16 protein-coding genes and 1 pseudogene are annotated in these 17,481 nt (G+C 55.9%); 11 read left to right on the forward strand and 6 right to left on the reverse strand.

Annotation, left to right across the window (positions count from 1 at the left end; genetic code table 11):
* The first annotated feature begins 23 nt into the window (after positions 1–23).
* From GQA94_RS13620 to GQA94_RS13645, 6 genes are all read left to right on the forward strand, one after another.
* A complete protein-coding gene (locus GQA94_RS13620) occupies positions 24–1,292 on the forward strand; it encodes a glycosyltransferase family 4 protein (protein WP_158188532.1) in 1,269 nt (422 codons plus the stop codon).
* Between the two features lie 409 nt (positions 1,293–1,701).
* Positions 1,702–3,084 carry a glycosyltransferase WbuB gene (locus GQA94_RS13625; RefSeq protein WP_158188533.1) on the forward strand — a complete coding sequence of 461 codons (1,383 nt, stop codon included), beginning with the start codon at positions 1,702–1,704 and terminating at the stop codon, positions 3,082–3,084.
* 142 nt (positions 3,085–3,226) lie between these two features.
* On the forward strand, positions 3,227–4,015 hold the full coding sequence (locus tag GQA94_RS13630; RefSeq protein ID WP_158188534.1) for a hypothetical protein: 789 nt from the start codon (positions 3,227–3,229) through the stop codon (positions 4,013–4,015).
* 433 nt (positions 4,016–4,448) lie between these two features.
* Positions 4,449–5,630: an integrase gene (locus GQA94_RS13635; protein ID WP_233270162.1), complete on the forward strand. Its 1,182-nt coding sequence runs from the start codon at positions 4,449–4,451 to the stop codon at positions 5,628–5,630.
* 124 nt (positions 5,631–5,754) lie between these two features.
* Positions 5,755–7,047 (forward strand): tyrosine-type recombinase/integrase, encoded by a 1,293-nt coding sequence (locus GQA94_RS13640; protein ID WP_199270045.1) that lies wholly within the window; start codon positions 5,755–5,757, stop codon positions 7,045–7,047.
* Between the two features lie 330 nt (positions 7,048–7,377).
* Positions 7,378–7,584: a hypothetical protein gene (locus tag GQA94_RS13645; protein WP_158188535.1), complete on the forward strand. Its 207-nt coding sequence runs from the start codon at positions 7,378–7,380 to the stop codon at positions 7,582–7,584.
* Positions 7,585–7,613: 29 nt separating this feature from the next.
* On the opposite strand, the gene GQA94_RS13650 is transcribed toward GQA94_RS13645, so the two are convergent.
* Positions 7,614–7,811, reverse strand: coding sequence for an AbrB/MazE/SpoVT family DNA-binding domain-containing protein (locus tag GQA94_RS13650; RefSeq protein WP_233270163.1), 198 nt, complete (start codon positions 7,809–7,811; stop codon positions 7,614–7,616).
* Between the two features lie 406 nt (positions 7,812–8,217).
* On the opposite strand from GQA94_RS13650, the gene GQA94_RS13655 reads away from it, so the two are divergent.
* Positions 8,218–8,691: an antitoxin Xre/MbcA/ParS toxin-binding domain-containing protein gene (locus GQA94_RS13655; protein ID WP_158188536.1), complete on the forward strand. Its 474-nt coding sequence runs from the start codon at positions 8,218–8,220 to the stop codon at positions 8,689–8,691.
* Between the two features lie 108 nt (positions 8,692–8,799).
* On the forward strand, positions 8,800–9,468 hold the full coding sequence (locus GQA94_RS13660) for a DUF6088 family protein (protein WP_233270164.1): 669 nt from the start codon (positions 8,800–8,802) through the stop codon (positions 9,466–9,468).
* Between the two features lie 265 nt (positions 9,469–9,733).
* On the opposite strand, the pseudogene GQA94_RS13665 reads toward GQA94_RS13660, so the two are convergent.
* The 5 genes and pseudogenes from GQA94_RS13665 to GQA94_RS13680 form a co-directional block, all read right to left on the reverse strand.
* A pseudogene (locus tag GQA94_RS13665) lies at positions 9,734–9,943 on the reverse strand (helix-turn-helix domain-containing protein); the annotation flags it as partial.
* 140 nt (positions 9,944–10,083) lie between these two features.
* Complete coding sequence (locus tag GQA94_RS23585) at positions 10,084–10,380, reverse strand: BPSL0761 family protein (RefSeq protein WP_307876491.1); 297 nt, start codon at positions 10,378–10,380, stop codon at positions 10,084–10,086.
* Between the two features lie 291 nt (positions 10,381–10,671).
* Positions 10,672–12,171 carry an SLC13 family permease gene (locus GQA94_RS13670; RefSeq protein WP_158188538.1) on the reverse strand — a complete coding sequence of 500 codons (1,500 nt, stop codon included), beginning with the start codon at positions 12,169–12,171 and terminating at the stop codon, positions 10,672–10,674.
* A 190-nt stretch (positions 12,172–12,361) separates the two neighbouring features.
* Positions 12,362–12,652 carry a muconolactone Delta-isomerase gene (gene catC / locus GQA94_RS13675; protein WP_158188539.1) on the reverse strand — a complete coding sequence of 97 codons (291 nt, stop codon included), beginning with the start codon at positions 12,650–12,652 and terminating at the stop codon, positions 12,362–12,364.
* 15 nt (positions 12,653–12,667) lie between these two features.
* On the reverse strand, positions 12,668–13,789 hold the full coding sequence (locus GQA94_RS13680) for a muconate cycloisomerase family protein (RefSeq protein ID WP_158188540.1): 1,122 nt from the start codon (positions 13,787–13,789) through the stop codon (positions 12,668–12,670).
* A 145-nt stretch (positions 13,790–13,934) separates the two neighbouring features.
* Between GQA94_RS13680 and GQA94_RS13685 the strand changes: the two genes are divergently transcribed.
* The 3 genes from GQA94_RS13685 (at position 13,935) to salA (ending at position 17,398) form a co-directional block, all read left to right on the forward strand.
* The gene (locus GQA94_RS13685) at positions 13,935–14,801 is read left to right on the forward strand and encodes a LysR family transcriptional regulator (RefSeq protein ID WP_158188541.1); all 867 of its coding nucleotides are present in this window, start codon (positions 13,935–13,937) and stop codon (positions 14,799–14,801) included.
* A gap of 91 nt (positions 14,802–14,892) precedes the next feature.
* On the forward strand, positions 14,893–15,804 hold the full coding sequence (locus tag GQA94_RS13690; protein WP_128121794.1) for a LysR family transcriptional regulator: 912 nt from the start codon (positions 14,893–14,895) through the stop codon (positions 15,802–15,804).
* Between the two features lie 343 nt (positions 15,805–16,147).
* The gene (salA, locus tag GQA94_RS13695) at positions 16,148–17,398 is read left to right on the forward strand and encodes a salicylate 1-monooxygenase (RefSeq protein WP_199270154.1); all 1,251 of its coding nucleotides are present in this window, start codon (positions 16,148–16,150) and stop codon (positions 17,396–17,398) included.
* The last annotated feature ends 83 nt before the right edge of the window (positions 17,399–17,481 follow it).

Raw genomic sequence — 17,481 nt, forward strand, 5'->3', positions numbered from 1 at the left:
GGGCGCATTGAAGAGGACTCCATGTGAAAGTATTGCTCGTAACCTCGTACCGCTCGAAAGGAGGGGCGCCGCGCGCGGCATCCCGGCTCGCAAATGCCCTGGCCGGGGCGGGTGCCGAGGTCGAGTATGTGACCATCTATCCCGCCCGAATGACGGTCCGGCAGAAAATGCGATATCTGGCTCGGGTTGCCTATGACCGTGTCCCGGCGTTGGTCGCCGCCCGAAAAAGGATCATGTTTTCCTCAGGTGCCTGGCCCAATGACAACCTGGTCGAGTCGATCAATGCCTCCGATGCCGACCTGGTCCATCTCCATTGGATAAATGGCGGCGGCATGTCGGTCGATGATCTCAAACGGATCAACAAACCGATTGTCTGGACGCTGCATGACATGTGGGCGTTTACCGGCGGCTGCCATTACGACGGTGGCTGCGACGGCTTCAGCTCAGGGTGCGGCCGTTGCCCGTTACTGAAGTCCAGCAACCCTGGAGATCTGAGCGCTGTCGGGGCCCAGCGCAAGACCGCCGCCTATCATCAGGTCGCGAACCTGACGATTATCGGACTCAGTCAGTGGATGGTCGATTGCGCTGCGCGTTCATCGGCCATGCAAGGGCTGACCATCAGGCGACTGCCCAATCCGATCGATGTGAACGTGTTTCGACCCGAGAGTCCTTCGCTCGCCCGGGAGCGGCTTGGCATTTCGCCGTCTACACGTCTCGTCGCGTTTGGCGCGGTAGCGGCAGTGGGCGACGACCGTAAGGGATTTCGAGAGTTGATTACGGCGCTGAGCGTGTTGAAGGAGAAAGGCTCTTCGAATATCGAGCTGGCGGTTTTTGGCGGCTCGGGTTCCCAACACATGCTCGACACGCCGTACAGGACCCATTACTTCGGACACATAGCCGGCGACGAGCAATTACGTGACGTCTACAGCGCCGCCGATGTCATGGTGGTGCCCTCCTTGCAAGAGGCATTCGGACAAACCGCCACCGAAGCCATGGCGTGTGGAACGCCGGTCGTCGCATTCGGCGCCACGGGCCTGCTGGACATTGTCGATCACAAGGTCAATGGCTACCTGGCGAGCGCCTTCGATGTTTCAAGCCTGGCCGAAGGGATCGGCTGGGTCCTCGATGCCAACAATCGGGAACCATTACGAAACAGGGCCCGCGCCAAGGTGGTCGAGCATTTCGCGAACGAAAGGGTCGCTGCCAAGTACCTGGCGCTTTACCAAAGCTGTGTCGCTCAGTCCGTTTCAAGTCCCGCCACCGCAACGACCAGTCCATTGCTGACGCGTTGAAGCACGGGCAGACCGGATGTGGGCGATATAACAATCATTAACGCTCCATAACTGCCTGTGCGTTCCGTTTTGCGCAGGCGGGGTAACTGTGCCCGGCTGCTATCCCATGCATCCGGCCTTATAGCCGAAAAACAATAACGAAGTTCTTCATCCAGGCCAGGCCTGCGCGCCGGCTAATTTCAAATCCCACAACAAACACAACAACGATGTGCGAACGATAGTTCCCGCGCAGGGACTCGTTCGGCCGCGCTCAGCCTGTTTCTATTAATTCCGCAGTTATTAATTTTATTGCGCTCGATCGGCTGCCCCTCAGGAAGGAGGTGATACGTCATTTCAATTAGCTGAACTCGATTCGGATATTTGCAACCGGCATCAACTATCAAATCCGCAGGGTGTATCGGAGGGGCAGATGAAATATCTTTTATATGGCATAAACTACAGTCCTGAACTGACCGGAATCGGTAAATACAGCGGGGAAATGGCTGAGTGGCTTGCCAAGCACGGACACGAGGTACGGGTGGTAACCGCCCATCCTTATTATCCCGACTGGAAGATATTCCCAGGCCATTCCCATTGGCGCTATGCCAGAACCCGGGAGGAGGGCGTGACAGTTATCCGTTGTCCACTGTATGTTCCCGCGAAACCGACTGCACTCAAGCGGCTGTTTCACCTGGCAAGTTTTTCCGTTACTTCAACCTTCGCACTTTTTGCCAATATCGGGTGGCGCCCCGACAAAGTCGTCCTGATCGTGCCGACCATGTTCTGCGCCGCACAGACAATACTTTACGCCAAGCTCACGCGCGCCAATTCCGTGCTGCATATCCAGGACTTCGAACTGGATGCCATGTTCGGCCTGGGCATGTGCAGCCGCCAGCGAGCGCGACGTCTCGCTTATAGAGTCGAGGCTTGGGCGCTGAATGCATTCGATCAGATTTCCACCATATCGGGCGGTATGATCGAGCGAGCACGTAATAAGGGCGTGCAAGAGCAGAGGCTCAGCTTGTTCCCCAACTGGTCCGAAGTCCGGCGATTTCACGGCGTGGCAAGATCGGCAGGGCTGTTGAGCCGGCTCGGCGTGGACCCTGGGAAGAAAGTGCTGATGTACTCAGGCAATATCGGCGAAAAACAGGGGCTGGGCTCGGTCATCGACGCGGCTGAATTGCTCGCCGCCCGAACCGATCTGATGTTCGTCATCGTCGGTGAAGGAGCAGGCAAGAGCCGGCTGGAAGAGAGCGTCAAGCTCAAGGGCCTGAAGAACGTGGTATTTGCGCCGCTGCAGTCGTACGAAGATTTGCCAGCGCTGCTGGCATCGGCTGATTGTCACCTCGTGATCCAGCGCCGTGGCGCAGCCGATTCCGTGCTGCCATCCAAGCTCACCAATATTCTGGCCGTGGGCGGCAATGCGGTCATCACCGCCGATCCTGGCACGAGCCTCGGCGTGTTATGCAAGGAACATCCGGGCATCGCTGCGCTCGTTGAGCCCGAATGCACGCATGCGTTGATCGCAGGTATCGAAAAATGCCTGTCCATGAGCGTGCCCAACCGAGTCGCCATGACCTATGCGCGGGAATACCTGGACAAGGACCGTATCCTTGCTCGCTTCGTGGCCGGCCCCGTCACACAACCCGTCACCGATCAGGTTGTGCCCGATATGCCCCCGCTGTTGCGGCCGTTCATGAAAATCAGGCCAGTGGCAGGCGACTCACCGACAAAACCCTTGATCATCACAGGCGCGACGGTCACAAAACACAGCGTCCTACCCGCGTGGCTTACCTCAGCCGTGCGTAAATAGCCAAATGAGGCTAGCGTCATAGAGCGTTCGATATGGCGCAGGCTTGAGGGGAGGGCGCTGCGTGATGTCCGCTCCCTTGAAAGCGCAACGACCTGTCCGAAGCTCGCTACCCGCACCATCGCCTGCACGGAGCCGCCACTAAATGTCCGCAGCGTTTAAGGAAGTCGATTCGCAAACAGTGTCGCGCCTGGCAAAGGATATGAATCACGTCGGTGTCGCGTTCATCGAGCGTTATCTCTGCCTGGAGCACCTGGTCATTGCACGCCGTGAGATCGAAGGCGAAGCCCGGCGCCATGGCGACAGAAGCTTTGCCATACGCGGCAACCCGGACGTGGCAGGAACGTTTTTCGAGCGACTGGCTTGCTCGAACGAGTTTCAGCGGCTGCTGCTCGATGTGCATGCCTGCGGAACGGGCCGGGTGCCTTCATCGTTCGAAAAGGTCCAGACCGTCATTCGCTGTCTGCAGGGACGCGACAGTGATGACGAGTCCAACCGATTCCATTATGACGCGACCATGCTGACCGTCCTGCTGCCGGTCTTCATACCGGAGCCCGACACGGACGCAGGACGCTTCGTCGTGTTCCCGAACGTCCGCAACCTGCGCTCCAGCGGGTTTCTGAATCTGCTGGAAAAAGCCCTGGTGCAGAACCGCATCAGCCAGCGCTGCATCGCGCTGGCTATCCGAGTAGGCTTGCTTCGTCCAATGAAAGTCCCGCTGGTCCCTGGCAACCTGTATTTTTTCTGGGGCTACCGCAGCTTGCATGCCAATGAACCTTGTACCCCGAACGAGCTGCGGACAACCGTCCTGTTTCATTACGACAACCCGCATCGACGCAGCTCACCGCACGAGCACGATGGCATCGGCAATGGCGAAGCACCATTGAGCAGATGCGATCAGGCTGGTCGCGATCAGCGAACCGGATTTTCATAAGCGCTGCGTTCCAATCCGGCATGCCTGGTGCCAAGCCGAACAGGTCCATGCGAGAAGGCAGGCAAGACGGTAAGCAAGAGGCGAAGCTGCCGTCGCGCGATCCGATACACGGGCATGATAACCTGATCGTGACTTCGCATAATGTATATTATGTTAAATATTGGCTATGGATCAGCAGGTGCGGACTGCGTCTTGCTGCTGTGGCTCCTGACAGTAAAAGAGATAAAACCTGATCAAAAAAAATACTGCAAAATCAGAGAGGTATGGGCTGTCTTGTTCTGGAAGCCCATTACTGCCCGCCGATATCCAGCCGAAAAAGCAGACTCCAGAAGCTTTTTGAACGGTTCAAAAAAAATAAAAACAAGACTAAAAAGTCTCTGCTACGGTTACGGAAAGCAGCTTTGAACGCTACCACCTGTAGATGGAGCCTCCGATGCCAGCATACACCAGAGACCCGCATCCGCTCTTTGCCGGTCCCGAGTCTATGCTTTTGGACCTTAAGCAGTACTATGCTTGCTACCCCTGCGTCGCAGCCTATCTCAGGAGTTTTTTGGCCGAGTTTGACGTTGAGAAGGATTTTGAATGGGGGCTTCGTTTTCTAGCCCTCCATAATCGTGCAGCCGGAACCTACGGTATTTACCGTACTTTTGTGGAGCGTCTGCTTCTATGGAGCTGGATCTTCGCTGGTAAATCGGCTTTGACATTAAATCGAAATGAATTTGAACAATTCGTTGGTTTCTGCAAAAGGCCACCTCGGCCTTGGGTCGGTGTAGCACCTTCGGCGCGATTCACTCAAAGCGACGGTAATTGGACGTTCAACGAAGGCTGGCGACCTTTCAACATCCGCAGTCAACCGGAGTCAAAATCTTACAGACCATTCACTGGTACATTGAGACAGATACAGAGCATCTGCAGTTCCTTCTACAATTTCCTACATGCAGAGGATGCAGCCGCAGTCAATCCAGTCGTCGCGTCTAGATTGCAGAGTGGGAGTGCAGACAAAGCAGATCACCCCGCCCGACGCTTCCTAACTTCAGGCCAACTCTTTCGTGTCATGCAAATTCTAGAGATTCGTGCAACAGGCGACCCTGCGGGAGAGCGCGCTCTTTTCATTGTAGCTGCGACTGTATTTTTGTGCCTACGCGCGACTGATCTTGCAGCGAGTGGTGAGTACTGGCCAAGTATGGATTGTTTCTCGTTTGAGGACGGCAGTTGGTGGTTGGTCCTAGATATCCCAGGCACCCAGCCGCAAAGGATCGCAGTCAACCCTAAATTTTTACCCTACTTGAAACGATACCGGAAAAGCAGAGGACTATCACCGCTGCCGGAACAAGATGACGGAGTTCCGCTTCTAGAGACTAGCCACGGGCGTCCGGGGCTTAGCGTTCGCCAAATTCGAGAGGTCGTTCGTGCAGCGCTCAGACAGGTGCATGCGGATATTACTTTAGAGGAAGAAAACGGCGGTCATTGGGACATTTTACTTGCGTCAAACCCGAGGCTACTGAGGGACAGTGGCGCAAGGAGTAGCGCTCAAACCCGCCTGCCCGCCGAACTGAAACAAGATCTACGTATTACGAGTCTCGCATATACCTATGGTAGGTATTATCAGGATTAACCGTGACGGACCGTCGTTCCACACAGCAATATCCGATAATCACCAGACCCGGATATTGCACAGATACGCTGAAAGAGTCAGTCTATACACCTCCAGTTAACTCCGTCCGGATCATTAACACAGGATGTCGCAGCGCCCACAGCCACTTTTCGAGACCTTTGAGCGCTTCCACGGACTCAACTTTCTACACCTGCATGGCGAGCTGCCTCTGGTGTGCGACTTCCTTTTGGACTTTCCTGGGGAGCTTCAGGCCACAGAGGGATATATGGCAGTCAGAGGCTTTCTGAAGTCCTACGTAGGCAACGAAGCCACGTTCAACTCCTATCGAACGCACGCCGAGCGGCTCCTATTGTGGTCACTTTTGTTGGCCGGTAAGCCTCTTCTGGCTTTGAGGCGCCGCGATGCCGAGGCCTTCATGGACTTCTGTCTAAACCCACCTGCCGACTGGGTGGGACCGGTAGTTAAATCGAGGTTTTTACGTATTGGCGGCAGGAAGCCGCTGGAAACGGACAGTTTTATGATCAACCAAGACTGGCGTCCGTTCACCTATACAGTCGCTAAGCGGGAGCGCAAAATCGCGGCGGAATCCGCGGGGCCCCTTCCCTCCCGGGTCTATCGGATGTCCCAGGGTTCCGTCGGTCAGGTGTTTGCTGTGTGTGGCAGTTTTTTCCAACACGCCATCGATGAGGGGCTGACTGAGGTCAACCCGTTTCGCGCAGTGAAGCAAAAGTGGATCTACAAGCAACGCAATACGGTGGATGTCGCTTCTCGCTCGTTGACCCAGCTGCAATGGAGCTACGTGATCGAAACCGCTGAGCTAATGGCTGCGGAGGATGCACTGTATGAGCGAACGTTGTTTATTGTTGCCACCTTGTTTTCTATGTACCTGCGGGTCTCCGATCTAGTCGGACGCGATAACTGGACGCCAACGATGGGCGATATTCGTCGCGACAGCATGGGTAACTGGTGGTTTCATGTGGTGGGCAAAGGCAACAAAGCTGCGAAAATCAGCGTCCGGGATGATTACATCCACGCCTACCTGGTGCGCTACCGTGTACACCTCGGGCTTCCTCCCCTGCCCTCCGCTCATGAGAGCACTCCGCTAATTGGCTCACTAAAAGGTCGAGCTGGGCTTTCTGACCGCCACATTCGATTGTTGCTACAGGAACTGTTTGATCGTTCGTTGGCGCGCATGTCTGAGGAAGGCTGGAGCGATGACGAGATTGATCAGCTGCGCTCGGCGTCGTTGCATTGGTTGCGCCATACATCCGCCACTTTCGATGCACCGCACCGTGACATGAAGGATCTCCAGGCCAACCTTCGTCACAACAGTATGAGTACCACCCAGAATACCTATTACAACTCGCTAGATGAGCAGCGCGCTCACTCCGTAAAGGGGCTAAAAGTAAAACAGTAGCCCCAAAAAAGTAGGTTATCGCTGCTCGAGCCCGCTCTCAACAGCCAGGACAGTCCAATCAGGCTGAGCGGCTAAGCCCTCTAACCTCCGGGGAAATCCTACCAGTCACTTCTCGAGGGAACGCGCTGCCAGCTAATTCACGGGCTACACTCACGGTTCTATGGAAGTAAGAGAATACAACGCAATCCAGCGTGTCGCCGTTTCGGTAGCTTCAGATCCGCTTCACTGGACGGTAGAAGACACATCATCCAGAGTGTAGGCTTGTTAATTTCTGCGGGCCGTCTGAAGCTCTAGCTTCCGAGACAATTGATTGATAGTAGGGGCTCATGCATGTCAAATGACGATGGAAATTCATTATCAAAAATCCGCTCGGATGCCATAGACAAAATTCGTCGGCTGCAGCGATCACCGCGCTACCACAGCTTTTTCAACGCGGAGGCAATCGAAGCCTTTAATAAGATAGAGAGCTCTGCCCTAGCAGGTGGGACAATTACGCATACCGACAAGATAGGCTCGAAGGGCAATGGCAGCACGTAACCTTCGGCCGTCTCATCAGCTCAAGGCGCTCATTCGTCCTTCCCGTTTAAATCTGCTGCTATCTTACCGAACGAACCCCAGCGACGGACCAGGTCATCGATTCGATCGGGAATGTGTTTAGTCTTGCTAAGCACTAGGCAGCGGGTCGTGCCTACATATTCCTCAAGCAGGTAAAGCACCCCCACGTCGGCATCCATCATTAGCAGAATTTCGTCGGTCAATCTCATAGTGCAGTCGTCGTCCTAGTCCTCGATATTCACACGCTGTGTCATCGCGATTCCCCAGAAACAGTCGGAATAGATGTGCGCAGGGGGGAGGCAGCGGCGAGCCACTACCAGCAAAGTCCCGCGGCGCATGCCACCAGCTTAGCAATGACCGCTCCGCCTCCGAAGGATAGTAATGGGCGATGAGCCAGCCGCTAACGTTGCGATCAATAACCTTTAAAAAATATAAAACCGGAAACTGGACATACAACGTTTTCAAAGCACGCTAAGCGGATGCGTCAGATGGACACCGTGATCGACACTGGCTTTGAGCAGAGCAATACTACATACCGATGCAGCTTTTGATGCTAAGCGCAGTGTGGATCAAGCGGAGCCAAAGGTTTGTCGGTCGCATATGGAGGAGCTCTTTATGGTTAACGCCGCCAGGCGTGCCGATAAAACGGCACTCGCCGCCCGCAAGCCTACGGAGTACCTCCTCCGTAGTGACCCTGGACTGCTCAGTCCAACTATGGTTTACAAACTGACTGCCGAGGGGTTCGAGATGAAAGATGTGCAAGACATGCTTTCGATTTCCGATCTCTACTCGGCGGAGAAGGTCCTTACCCGCATCGTGGGCAAATCCGCTAGGACGATTCAACGACAGAGCAAGGGAAATCAAACCGTGCGCCTCAGCTCTGTGCAGAGCGCTGTGGCCTTTCAATTTGCTACGCTCCTGGAGCGCGCTACCAAAGTGTTCGGTACTCAAATGCTAGCCGAAGAATGGCTGGGTCGGCCCTGCAGATATCTGGAAGGCGAAATACCTCTAGACGTTGTCAGCAATCCTGTGGGGTTTCAGGTAGTAAACGACTGCCTAGAGCGCATTGAGTACGGGGTTTATCAGTGAGCCAGCTGCGCGATCGGGCTCAAGCACGAACTGCAAGTAACAGTCCTTAGCTCGCGGCTGAAGGATTGCTCCACCTTCCTATCTGACGTAAACCATTCAAAGGTACTCATGTCTGTCGCGAAAGCTGTCTGGAGCCGAGTCAAGCACATGCGAAAAGGGAGGCCTTTTTCACGCAACGTTTTCGCGCAGGTAGGTTCAAGAGCTGCGGTTGATAAGACACTTTCAAACTTAGTGAAATCAGGCCATCTGGAGCGTGTCGCTCGCGGCGTCTATATGCGCCCAAAGATGAGCATATACACCGGCTGCAGGGTACGCCCAAGTCCGATAGACATTATGATGGTTCTTGCTAAGGCGAACGGCGAGACGATCCAAATACACGGGGCGGAGGCTGTTAGGAGGTTGGGCCTCAGTACGCAGATGCAGGTTGTGCCGACCTACTACACCAGCGGTACTACCCGCGTGATCAAAGCTGGCAATGCGGTGGTTCGCCTCAGGCATGTCTCTAATGCGCGCATGCAGTACGCCGGAACGAAGATAGGAACGGTGCTCACCGCGCTCTATTACCTCGGAAAACAGGGGTTGTCCGCGCAGGTCATTTCCAGGATCACAAAAGCCATGAGTAGCGAAGAGTTGCGTAAGCTAAAAGGTTGTAAAATGCCAGTATGGATGCGATCGGCATTGCTTCTTGTGAATGAAGCGGCTTTAGGCCCTGCTTCGAACGATCCGAGTGCGCTAAACACCAGATGCAAACTCTTGCCGCCTCGCAATACTCATTGATCTATAGCTGAAAGCACCTGGCCGCGCAGGGCGTAAATCGGCCAATGCAGCATTCATCAGCGGCCCGCTGCCAACCGCCCCCTCCATGCCCGTCGCGCTAACCGAGGCGCAGGCGATGGCGCTGGCTAGCGCGCGGATGGACTAAAGCCGCTAACAGGCATTCTTACTCGGGCTGACTTCGATAACGCCATAGTAGACCCAGTAGTTGAAGCAACTCGCTCGCTCAATGATTTTTTCTTCGCTATAGGTCGCGCTAGATTTCGCCCAGTCCTTGCTGTTCCATTCGGAACTTGATGGCCTCGACGGGATCCGAAGGCGGCATTGGATAATGCGCCTCCTCGTATTTCTCAATTAACGCCGCGAGCTCTTCCAGTTCATCACATTCTAACGAACCGATCTGCGCGCCCCACAGGTGCTCCAAGCGCGCCAAAGCCGTAGCCAGGTCGCTTTCGCTACGAATCGGCTCGATTTTCATTACACTGCCTCTGCGTTGATCTGGTGCACTGCGCCTGCATTATCCAGCGTTACTTTCAGCTTCATTTTTCAACTGATATTCCCAAATCAGTCCGCGTTGCAGGCACTCCCTTACCCAGCGCGAGGACTCTGCTACGTCACCTACGGTGTGGCTGAGCTCGCATCAGCGCTCTCGTCACAAAACATCGGATCTACGACAAGCCAAAGGCCGAGCGACGGATGCAGAGGACCATGCTTATCCTCTAACAGTCGTAGCTCGTATCGACGCCGTTCTTCAGCCCTACCAGCTAGCCAAACATCATCAGAGGTGGGGTAATGCCTCAATAGATGTTTTGCCTGACGACGTAAGGATTCAGGTAGAGATGATTCTCTAGACAATTCAAGAAGAAAATTTCGTGTCTGCACAACGGCGGCGGTACGTTCTTTTACCAAGCTCATAGGGGCAATGCTCCCGGATTATTTTGCCAGCGGGGAGACGGTGACCGCCCCAAGCGCAAGCGTCAGTATAGCGAGCCGAATCCGTTAGCTACACCTACTGTTAGGAAGCCGTACTTTACCCACCGGCGGTATCCTGGCCAGCAACTCCACTTTGCAAGTCTAACCCCCTCAAACAAAGCCGAGGTCCCCACAACTCAGAAGGGGATAGACCATCGGTTATAAGACCACCGCCAGCCGCAATCATACGGCCAGGGCAAAATCTCAAGCCATCCTACTAGGACGGGCCGGCCATCAAAACGAGACGTCAAAGACCAGCGGTACGATTGTATAAAGCGCGACGATGATCAGAAGCAACCCGATGACGTTCATCCAGATACCAGCTCGAATCATGTGCCGGATAGGCAGGTCCCCTGTGGCGAACGCGACGGCGTTGGATGGCGTGGCAACGGGCAGCATGAAGGCGCAGCTGACTGCAAACGTAACGACAATAGTCATCAGCAGCGGATCGATACCAAGTCCTACCGCAATCGAGCCCATGATGGGAAAGAATGCCGCTGCGGTAGCTGTGTTGCTCGTAAGTTCGGTGAGAAGGATGATGACTAATGCGGTCACGATCAGGATAAGTATCGGGGGTAACCCGGCGAGTCCGGAAACGCTCTCGCCTATCCAGACGCTCAGACCTGTGGCTGTGAATTGCGCTGACAAGGTCAAACCGCCGCCAAATAAGATCAGGACACCCCAAGGAACATCACGCGTCGCTGACCAGTTGAGCAGAGCTCCCTGCCCTTTGGTTGCTGGAACCACGAACATAAGCACGGCAGCCAGAATCGCCACACTGGTGTCGTTAACATTAGTCAGCCATGGAAGTGCCCCTTCAATCAGCGGAATCCGTGCCAGCAGCGGAAGGAATACCCAACAGAAGACGGCACCTGAAAACACCATCAGCACGCGGCTCTCTTCGGCTGATAACGGCCCCATAGTCTTCAATTCAGCCTCGATCATGTCGCGGCCACCCTTAATATCACTCACCTCCGAGCGAAATATGATTTTGGTCAGAACCAGCCAGGCAATTAGGAGCATGACCAGAGCAAACGGAACACCCAATAGCATCCAATGCCCAAACCCGATCTCTAGCCCATGCGAATTGGCCAAATAGGCGCGCATGAGCGCCATTGGAGGCTGGCCAATCAGGGTTGCCATCGAGCCAATGGTGATTGCATAGGCGATACCAATCAAAACCGCCGCCGAGAATTTTGGGGTCGCGTCTTCATTTCCTAGCGATTTGACGAGAAGAATGATCGAACCGCCAATCGGCATCATGATCACGGCTGTCGCCGTGTTGCTCACCCACATGGTGATGAACCAACTTGCGGCCATCAAACCGAACACGATTTGCGCAGGTTTGGTACCCACCGACAGAACCGTGAGCAGAGCGAATCGACGATGCAAATTCCAGCGTTGCGTGGCTAGCCCTAGCAATACGCCCCCCAGAACTAGGAACACGATCGAATTGGCGTAAGGCGTTGCAGCGTCGTTGATCGAGGTGATGCCCAGAAGCGGAAAAAGCACCAGTGGGAGCAGAGAAGTCACGGGAATTGGGATAGCTTCAGTGATCCACCATACCGCCATCAATATCGCAATGCCTGCGACTACCCTGGCGTTGGTATCGAGGGTATCGGGGAGCAGCAAGGCCGCGGCGAGAGCTATGGCTATTCCTATGACAAGCGACAGCGGCTTCAAGCCGGAGCTTTCAGTATTCCCGTGGGACGTAATCGCGTTTGGCTGATTCATTTCGAAGACTCTTGTTTTTATTAATGAGCAGCTATCGCCGTTGCAACGGTGTAGCCACTGGCGCAGGTTTCAGTGTTGCTCACGACGACACGACGAAAAACTGATTCGACGTGAGGCCGTAGTGATCGCCGGCTCCTTCTAAAGCAGCCATCTAATGCTTACTTGCTTCGTTTGAGGCCCTAGCTAAATATCAGCTGTCGTCCTCACGGATTGAGGACGGATGACGGCACAGCGGGCTGACCTCGATTTCCATGTAGGGGAACAACGGCAGTTGCATCAGTGTGTCGTGCAGTTCCTGGACACTGGCGACATCGAAGACGCTGTAGTTGGCGTACTGCCCGGCGATGCGCCACAGGTGGCGCCACTTGCCTTCGCGCATCAGCCCTTGGGCCAGTTCCTTCTCGTCGGCCTTGAGTTTCGCGGCCTTGGCCGGATCCATGTCGACCGGCAGTTTTACGATCATCTTTACGTGGAACAGCATTTTTCGAACCTCCAATCACGTGCGGCTGAAGAACGCCAGGCGCTCTTCATCGAGCGTCAGACCAAGGCCCGGCGTGCGCGGCACTTCCAGTTGGAAGTCGCGATAGACCGGCGCCTCGGTGACGATTTCTTCGGTGAGCAACAGCGGCCCGAACAGCTCGGTGCCCCAGGTCAGTTTGTTCAGGGTGACGAATGCGTGGGCCGAAGCCAGGGTGCCGATGGCGCCTTCGAGCATGGTCCCGCCGTACAGCGCGATCCCGGCCGCCTCGGCGATCTGCGCGGTGCGCAGCACGGGACGTGGCCCGCCGTTCTTGGCTATCTTCAGGGCGAAGATACTGGCCGCGCCGTCCGCTGCGAGGCTGAAGGCATCCTCGACGCTTTCGATGGATTCGTCGGCCATGATCGGCGCCGGGCTGCGTTGATTCAGGCGCACCTGCCCGCTGCGGTTTATCCGTGAGATCGGTTGCTCGATCAGGTCGATGCCGTTGTCACCAAGAATCTGGCAGGCACGGATTGCCTGGGATTCGTCCCAGTACTGGTTAACGTCGACACGCACGCTGGCGCGCTCGCCCAGCGCTTTCTTGATCGCGATGACGTGCTTGAGGTCAGCGTTCACCTCGTTCGCACCGATCTTCAGCTTGAAGATGCGGTGGCGGCGGATGTCGAGCATCTGTTCAGCTTCAGCGATGTCTTTCTCGGTGTCACCGCTGGCCAGGGTCCAGGCCACTTCCAGGCTGTCGCGCACGCGGCCACCCAGCAGCTCGCTGACGGGCAGTCCGAGGCGTTTGCCCTGGGCGTCGAGTAGCGCGCTTTCCAGGCCGGACTTGGCAAAGGTGTTGCCCTTGGCAGCCTTATCCAGACGCAGCATGGCGGCGTTGATATTCGCTGCATCCTGACCCACCAGAAGCGGGCCAAGATGGCTGTCGATGTTCTGCTTGATGCTTTCAGGGCTTTCGTTGCCGTAGGCCAGGCCACCGATGGTGGTGGACTCGCCGATGCCTTCGATACCGTCGCTGCAACGCAGGCGGATGATCACCAGCGTCTGCTGCTGCATGGTGTGCATCGCCAGCTTGTGCGGGCGGATGGTCGGCAAGTCGACGATGATCGACTCGAGGCTCACGATTCGGGGTGAAGTCATTTTGGCTTCCGTTTGCTATGAAATAGCGGTCCAAGAAACGATGCTTGATACCTGAAGAATCTTGTTTTCAGGCCGGTTAGAATCCCGCTACCGTGTATTCAAGGTCCAATATCGTTTTTATCTCGTACTATACCTAGGAGGTATCATGGAGCTTCGGCATGTGCGCTACTTCCAAGCAGTCGCCGAAACCCTGAACTTCACCCGCGCGGCCGAGCGCCTGAACATCGCCCAGCCCCCACTGAGTCGACAGATTCAGCAGCTTGAAGAGTTTTTGGGGACGGAGTTGTTGGAGCGCAGTCGCCCTCTCCAATTAACCGAAGCCGGCCGTTACTTTTATGAGCAGAGCGGGACGCTGCTACGCCAATTTCAGCAGGTATGCGAGCACACTCGGCGTATAGGTGAGGGGAAACGCCAGTGGCTGGGTATAGGCTTTGCCCCTTCTACACTTTATGCGGCGCTTCCTGAATTGATACGGGATCTGCGTCGAGACCCCGATCTCGAGCTGGGGCTGCACGAGATGACCACGCTACAACAGATTGAAGCCCTCAAAAGTGGACGTATCGATATCGGCTTTGGGCGAATTCATTTCGATGGCCCAGCTATTCACCAGCAGGTTCTCAGTGAAGATCGTCTGGTAGCCGTTGTACCTGTTGGGCACCGTTTGCTGGATCAACCCGTCACGCTTGACCGGTTGTCCCGCGAACCCTTCGTTCTGTATCCCGCAAATCCGCGACCGAGTTATGCCGATCACGTGCTGGCATTGTTCGCCAACCACGGGATGGGTATCCAGGTGTCGCAATGGGCCAATGAATTGCAAACCGCTATTGGTCTTGTGGCGGCTGGTCTCGGCGTGACACTGGTGCCAGCATGTGTTCAACAACAGCACCGCGCTGATATCGCCTACGCAGCCATTGTGGAAAGGGAGGCGGTGTCTCCAATCATCCTCAGCCGGCGCGCTGGCGATATCAGCAACATCGTCCAGCGCTGCCTCAAACTGATGTCGATGACGTAGGCCGTAGGCCGTAGGTTAGTTATCAATGCACAAAGCGGGCGTAACCCGAACATCGATCCGATAAATGCAGAAAATTGATGCAGGTTGAATAATGGAACTACGCGACCTAGACCTGAACCTTTTGCTGGTTTTTAACCAGCTGCTTATTGACCGCCGAGTGTCGACTGCTGCCGACAGCCTTGGGCTCACGCAGCCCGCGACAAGTAATGCGTTGAAGCGATTGCGCAAAGCGCTGAACGACGAACTTTTCGTGCGCACCCATCACGGTATGGAGCCCACCCCCTACGCGTTACAACTCGCCGACTCGATCACCCTCGCCATAGAAACCTTGCGTGAAGCATTCAAGCATGAGGAGCAGTTCGACCCCTTGACGGCAAGGCGCACCTTCACACTGGCGATGACGGACATCGGCGAGATCTACTTCATGCCAAAGCTGATGAACGCACTCTCTCGCTTAGCGCCTCATTGCTTGGTGAGTACGGTGCGAAGCAACACCGATACGCTGGCTGAAGATTTGCAGAGCGGCGCTGTTGACGTAGCCGTCGGCCTCCTGCCGAATCTTCAAGCGGGTTTTTTCCAACGTAGATTGTTCCACCACCAGTATGTTTGCCTTTGCCGACGCGATCACCCAGCTACGAAACAGCCGTTCACCCTGGAAGCCTATTCAAGCTATGAGCATGTCAGGGTCGTCGCGGCGAACACAGGGCATGGCGAGGCCGATGCGTTCATTCAGCGTGCCGGTGCCCAGCGCAATATCCGCCTCGAGGTGCCGCACTTCGTTGCAGTGGGACATATCCTGAAGCAATCCAATTTGATTGCGACCGTGCCGGAGCGATTCGCCAGCAGTTGTGCCGGACCGTTCGACCTCGTGCTGTTACCTCCACCTATGCCTTTGCCAGAAATTGCGATCAATCTGTTCTGGCACGCCAAGTACAACAAGGACCCGGCCAATCGCTGGATTCGCCAACTGATGTTTGATCTGTTTTCAGACTCGGCCGCGTAACCACCCGCCTGACCTCGCCTGTTGCGTTCCGTCGCCGACGGTAGAGCTACGTCAATCCTTTGGCAGACGCGTTTTAACCCTCTGTTAGACCACCTGATCTGCAGCGTTCCTTCGCCACTCCCACCGCGTAGTAAGCGAAAGCTCTGCCCAATTTTTATAGGCATCTCTGCGTCGACAAAACCTGACCTCTTCCAGGACGAACACCAAGCAATATTCACAACCGGCATATTCAACATAGGCATTGCGGTATTTACGGGGCGCGCAACACGACCAGATAGTGGAGGCATTCCAACAAAATAAATCCAATGAGAACCTTGCTATGCACCTGTCTTCTCCTCCTGCGATGCGTATTGGCATCGTTGGTGGCGGCATCGCCGGCGTCGCCCTTGCGCTAGATCTATGCCGTCATTCCCACCTTCACGTACAGCTCTTCGAGGCCGCCCCAGCCTTCGGCGAAGTGGGCGCTGGCGTCTCCTTTGGCGCCAACGCGGTTCAAGCGATTAAAGGGCTGGGTATCGGTGAGCCCTACCAACGAGTAGCCGACCGCACCCCTGCTCCTTGGCAGGACATCTGGTTCGAATGGCGCAAAGGCCGAGACGCCGGTTACCTCGGTGCCAGCGTCGCAGCAGGCGTCGGGCAATCCTCAGTGCACCGCGCAGACTTCCTGGATGTATTGGCCAGCGAGCTGCCTGATGGCATCGCTCAGTTCGGCAAACGGGCCGTTCGGGTCGAGCAGGACGGTACTCAGGCTCACGTATTTTTTACTGACGGAAGCAGCCACAGCTGCGACATCCTGATCGCTGCCGATGGCATCAAGTCCTCCATACGAGACCACGTCCTGGAGGGCCTCGGACAGCCCATGGCGTCACCGCGATTCAGCGGGACGTGCGCCTACAGGGGCATGATCGACAGCCAGCAACTGCGCGAGACCTATCGTGCACGCGGTCTGGATGAGCACCTGGTCAATGTTCCGCAGATGTACTTGGGGCTCGACGCGCACATCCTGACCTTCCCGGTTAAGCAAGGCCGACTGATTAATGTCGTCGCCTTTGTGTCCGACCGCAGTAGCGACAAGCCAGTATGGCCGAGCGACGCACCCTGGGTGCGTAATGCTTCCCAGCAGGAGATGCTGGAGGCTTTCGCAGACTGGGGGGACGCCGCTCGCGCACTTCTGGAGTCCATCCCCCACCCTACCCTGTGGGCACTTCACGACCTCGAGGAATTGCCGGGCTACGTTCATGGGCAGGTCGGCCTTATTGGTGATGCTGCACATGCGATGCTGCCACACCAAGGCGCAGGCGCCGGTCAGGGCCTTGAAGACGCCTGGCTCCTGGCTCGCTTGCTCAGCGACCCGCAGATTCTTAGCTCCCCACCCGCTGATGTCCTCAACGCCTACGACTCGATACGTCGGCCGCGAGCGTGCCGCGTGCAGCGAACGTCGTGGCAGGCCGGCGAACTCTATGAATTTCGCGACCCCGCTGTAGCAGATAACGAAGCATTGCTCGGAAAAACCCTGGCAGAACGCTTCGACTGGCTATGGAGCCACGACATGCAATCAGACCTTCAGTCGGCGCGCGCGCAGTTGGGCTGGTAGGGCCCCCAGCAACTGAAGTCGATTCCGATGCAGGCCTGCCGTCCGCCTGCCCTCAAAACTACCGATAAAAACAACAGGTGCTT

Source organism: Stutzerimonas stutzeri (assembly GCF_009789555.1).
GTDB classification, from domain to species: Bacteria; Pseudomonadota; Gammaproteobacteria; order Pseudomonadales; family Pseudomonadaceae; genus Stutzerimonas; species Stutzerimonas stutzeri_R.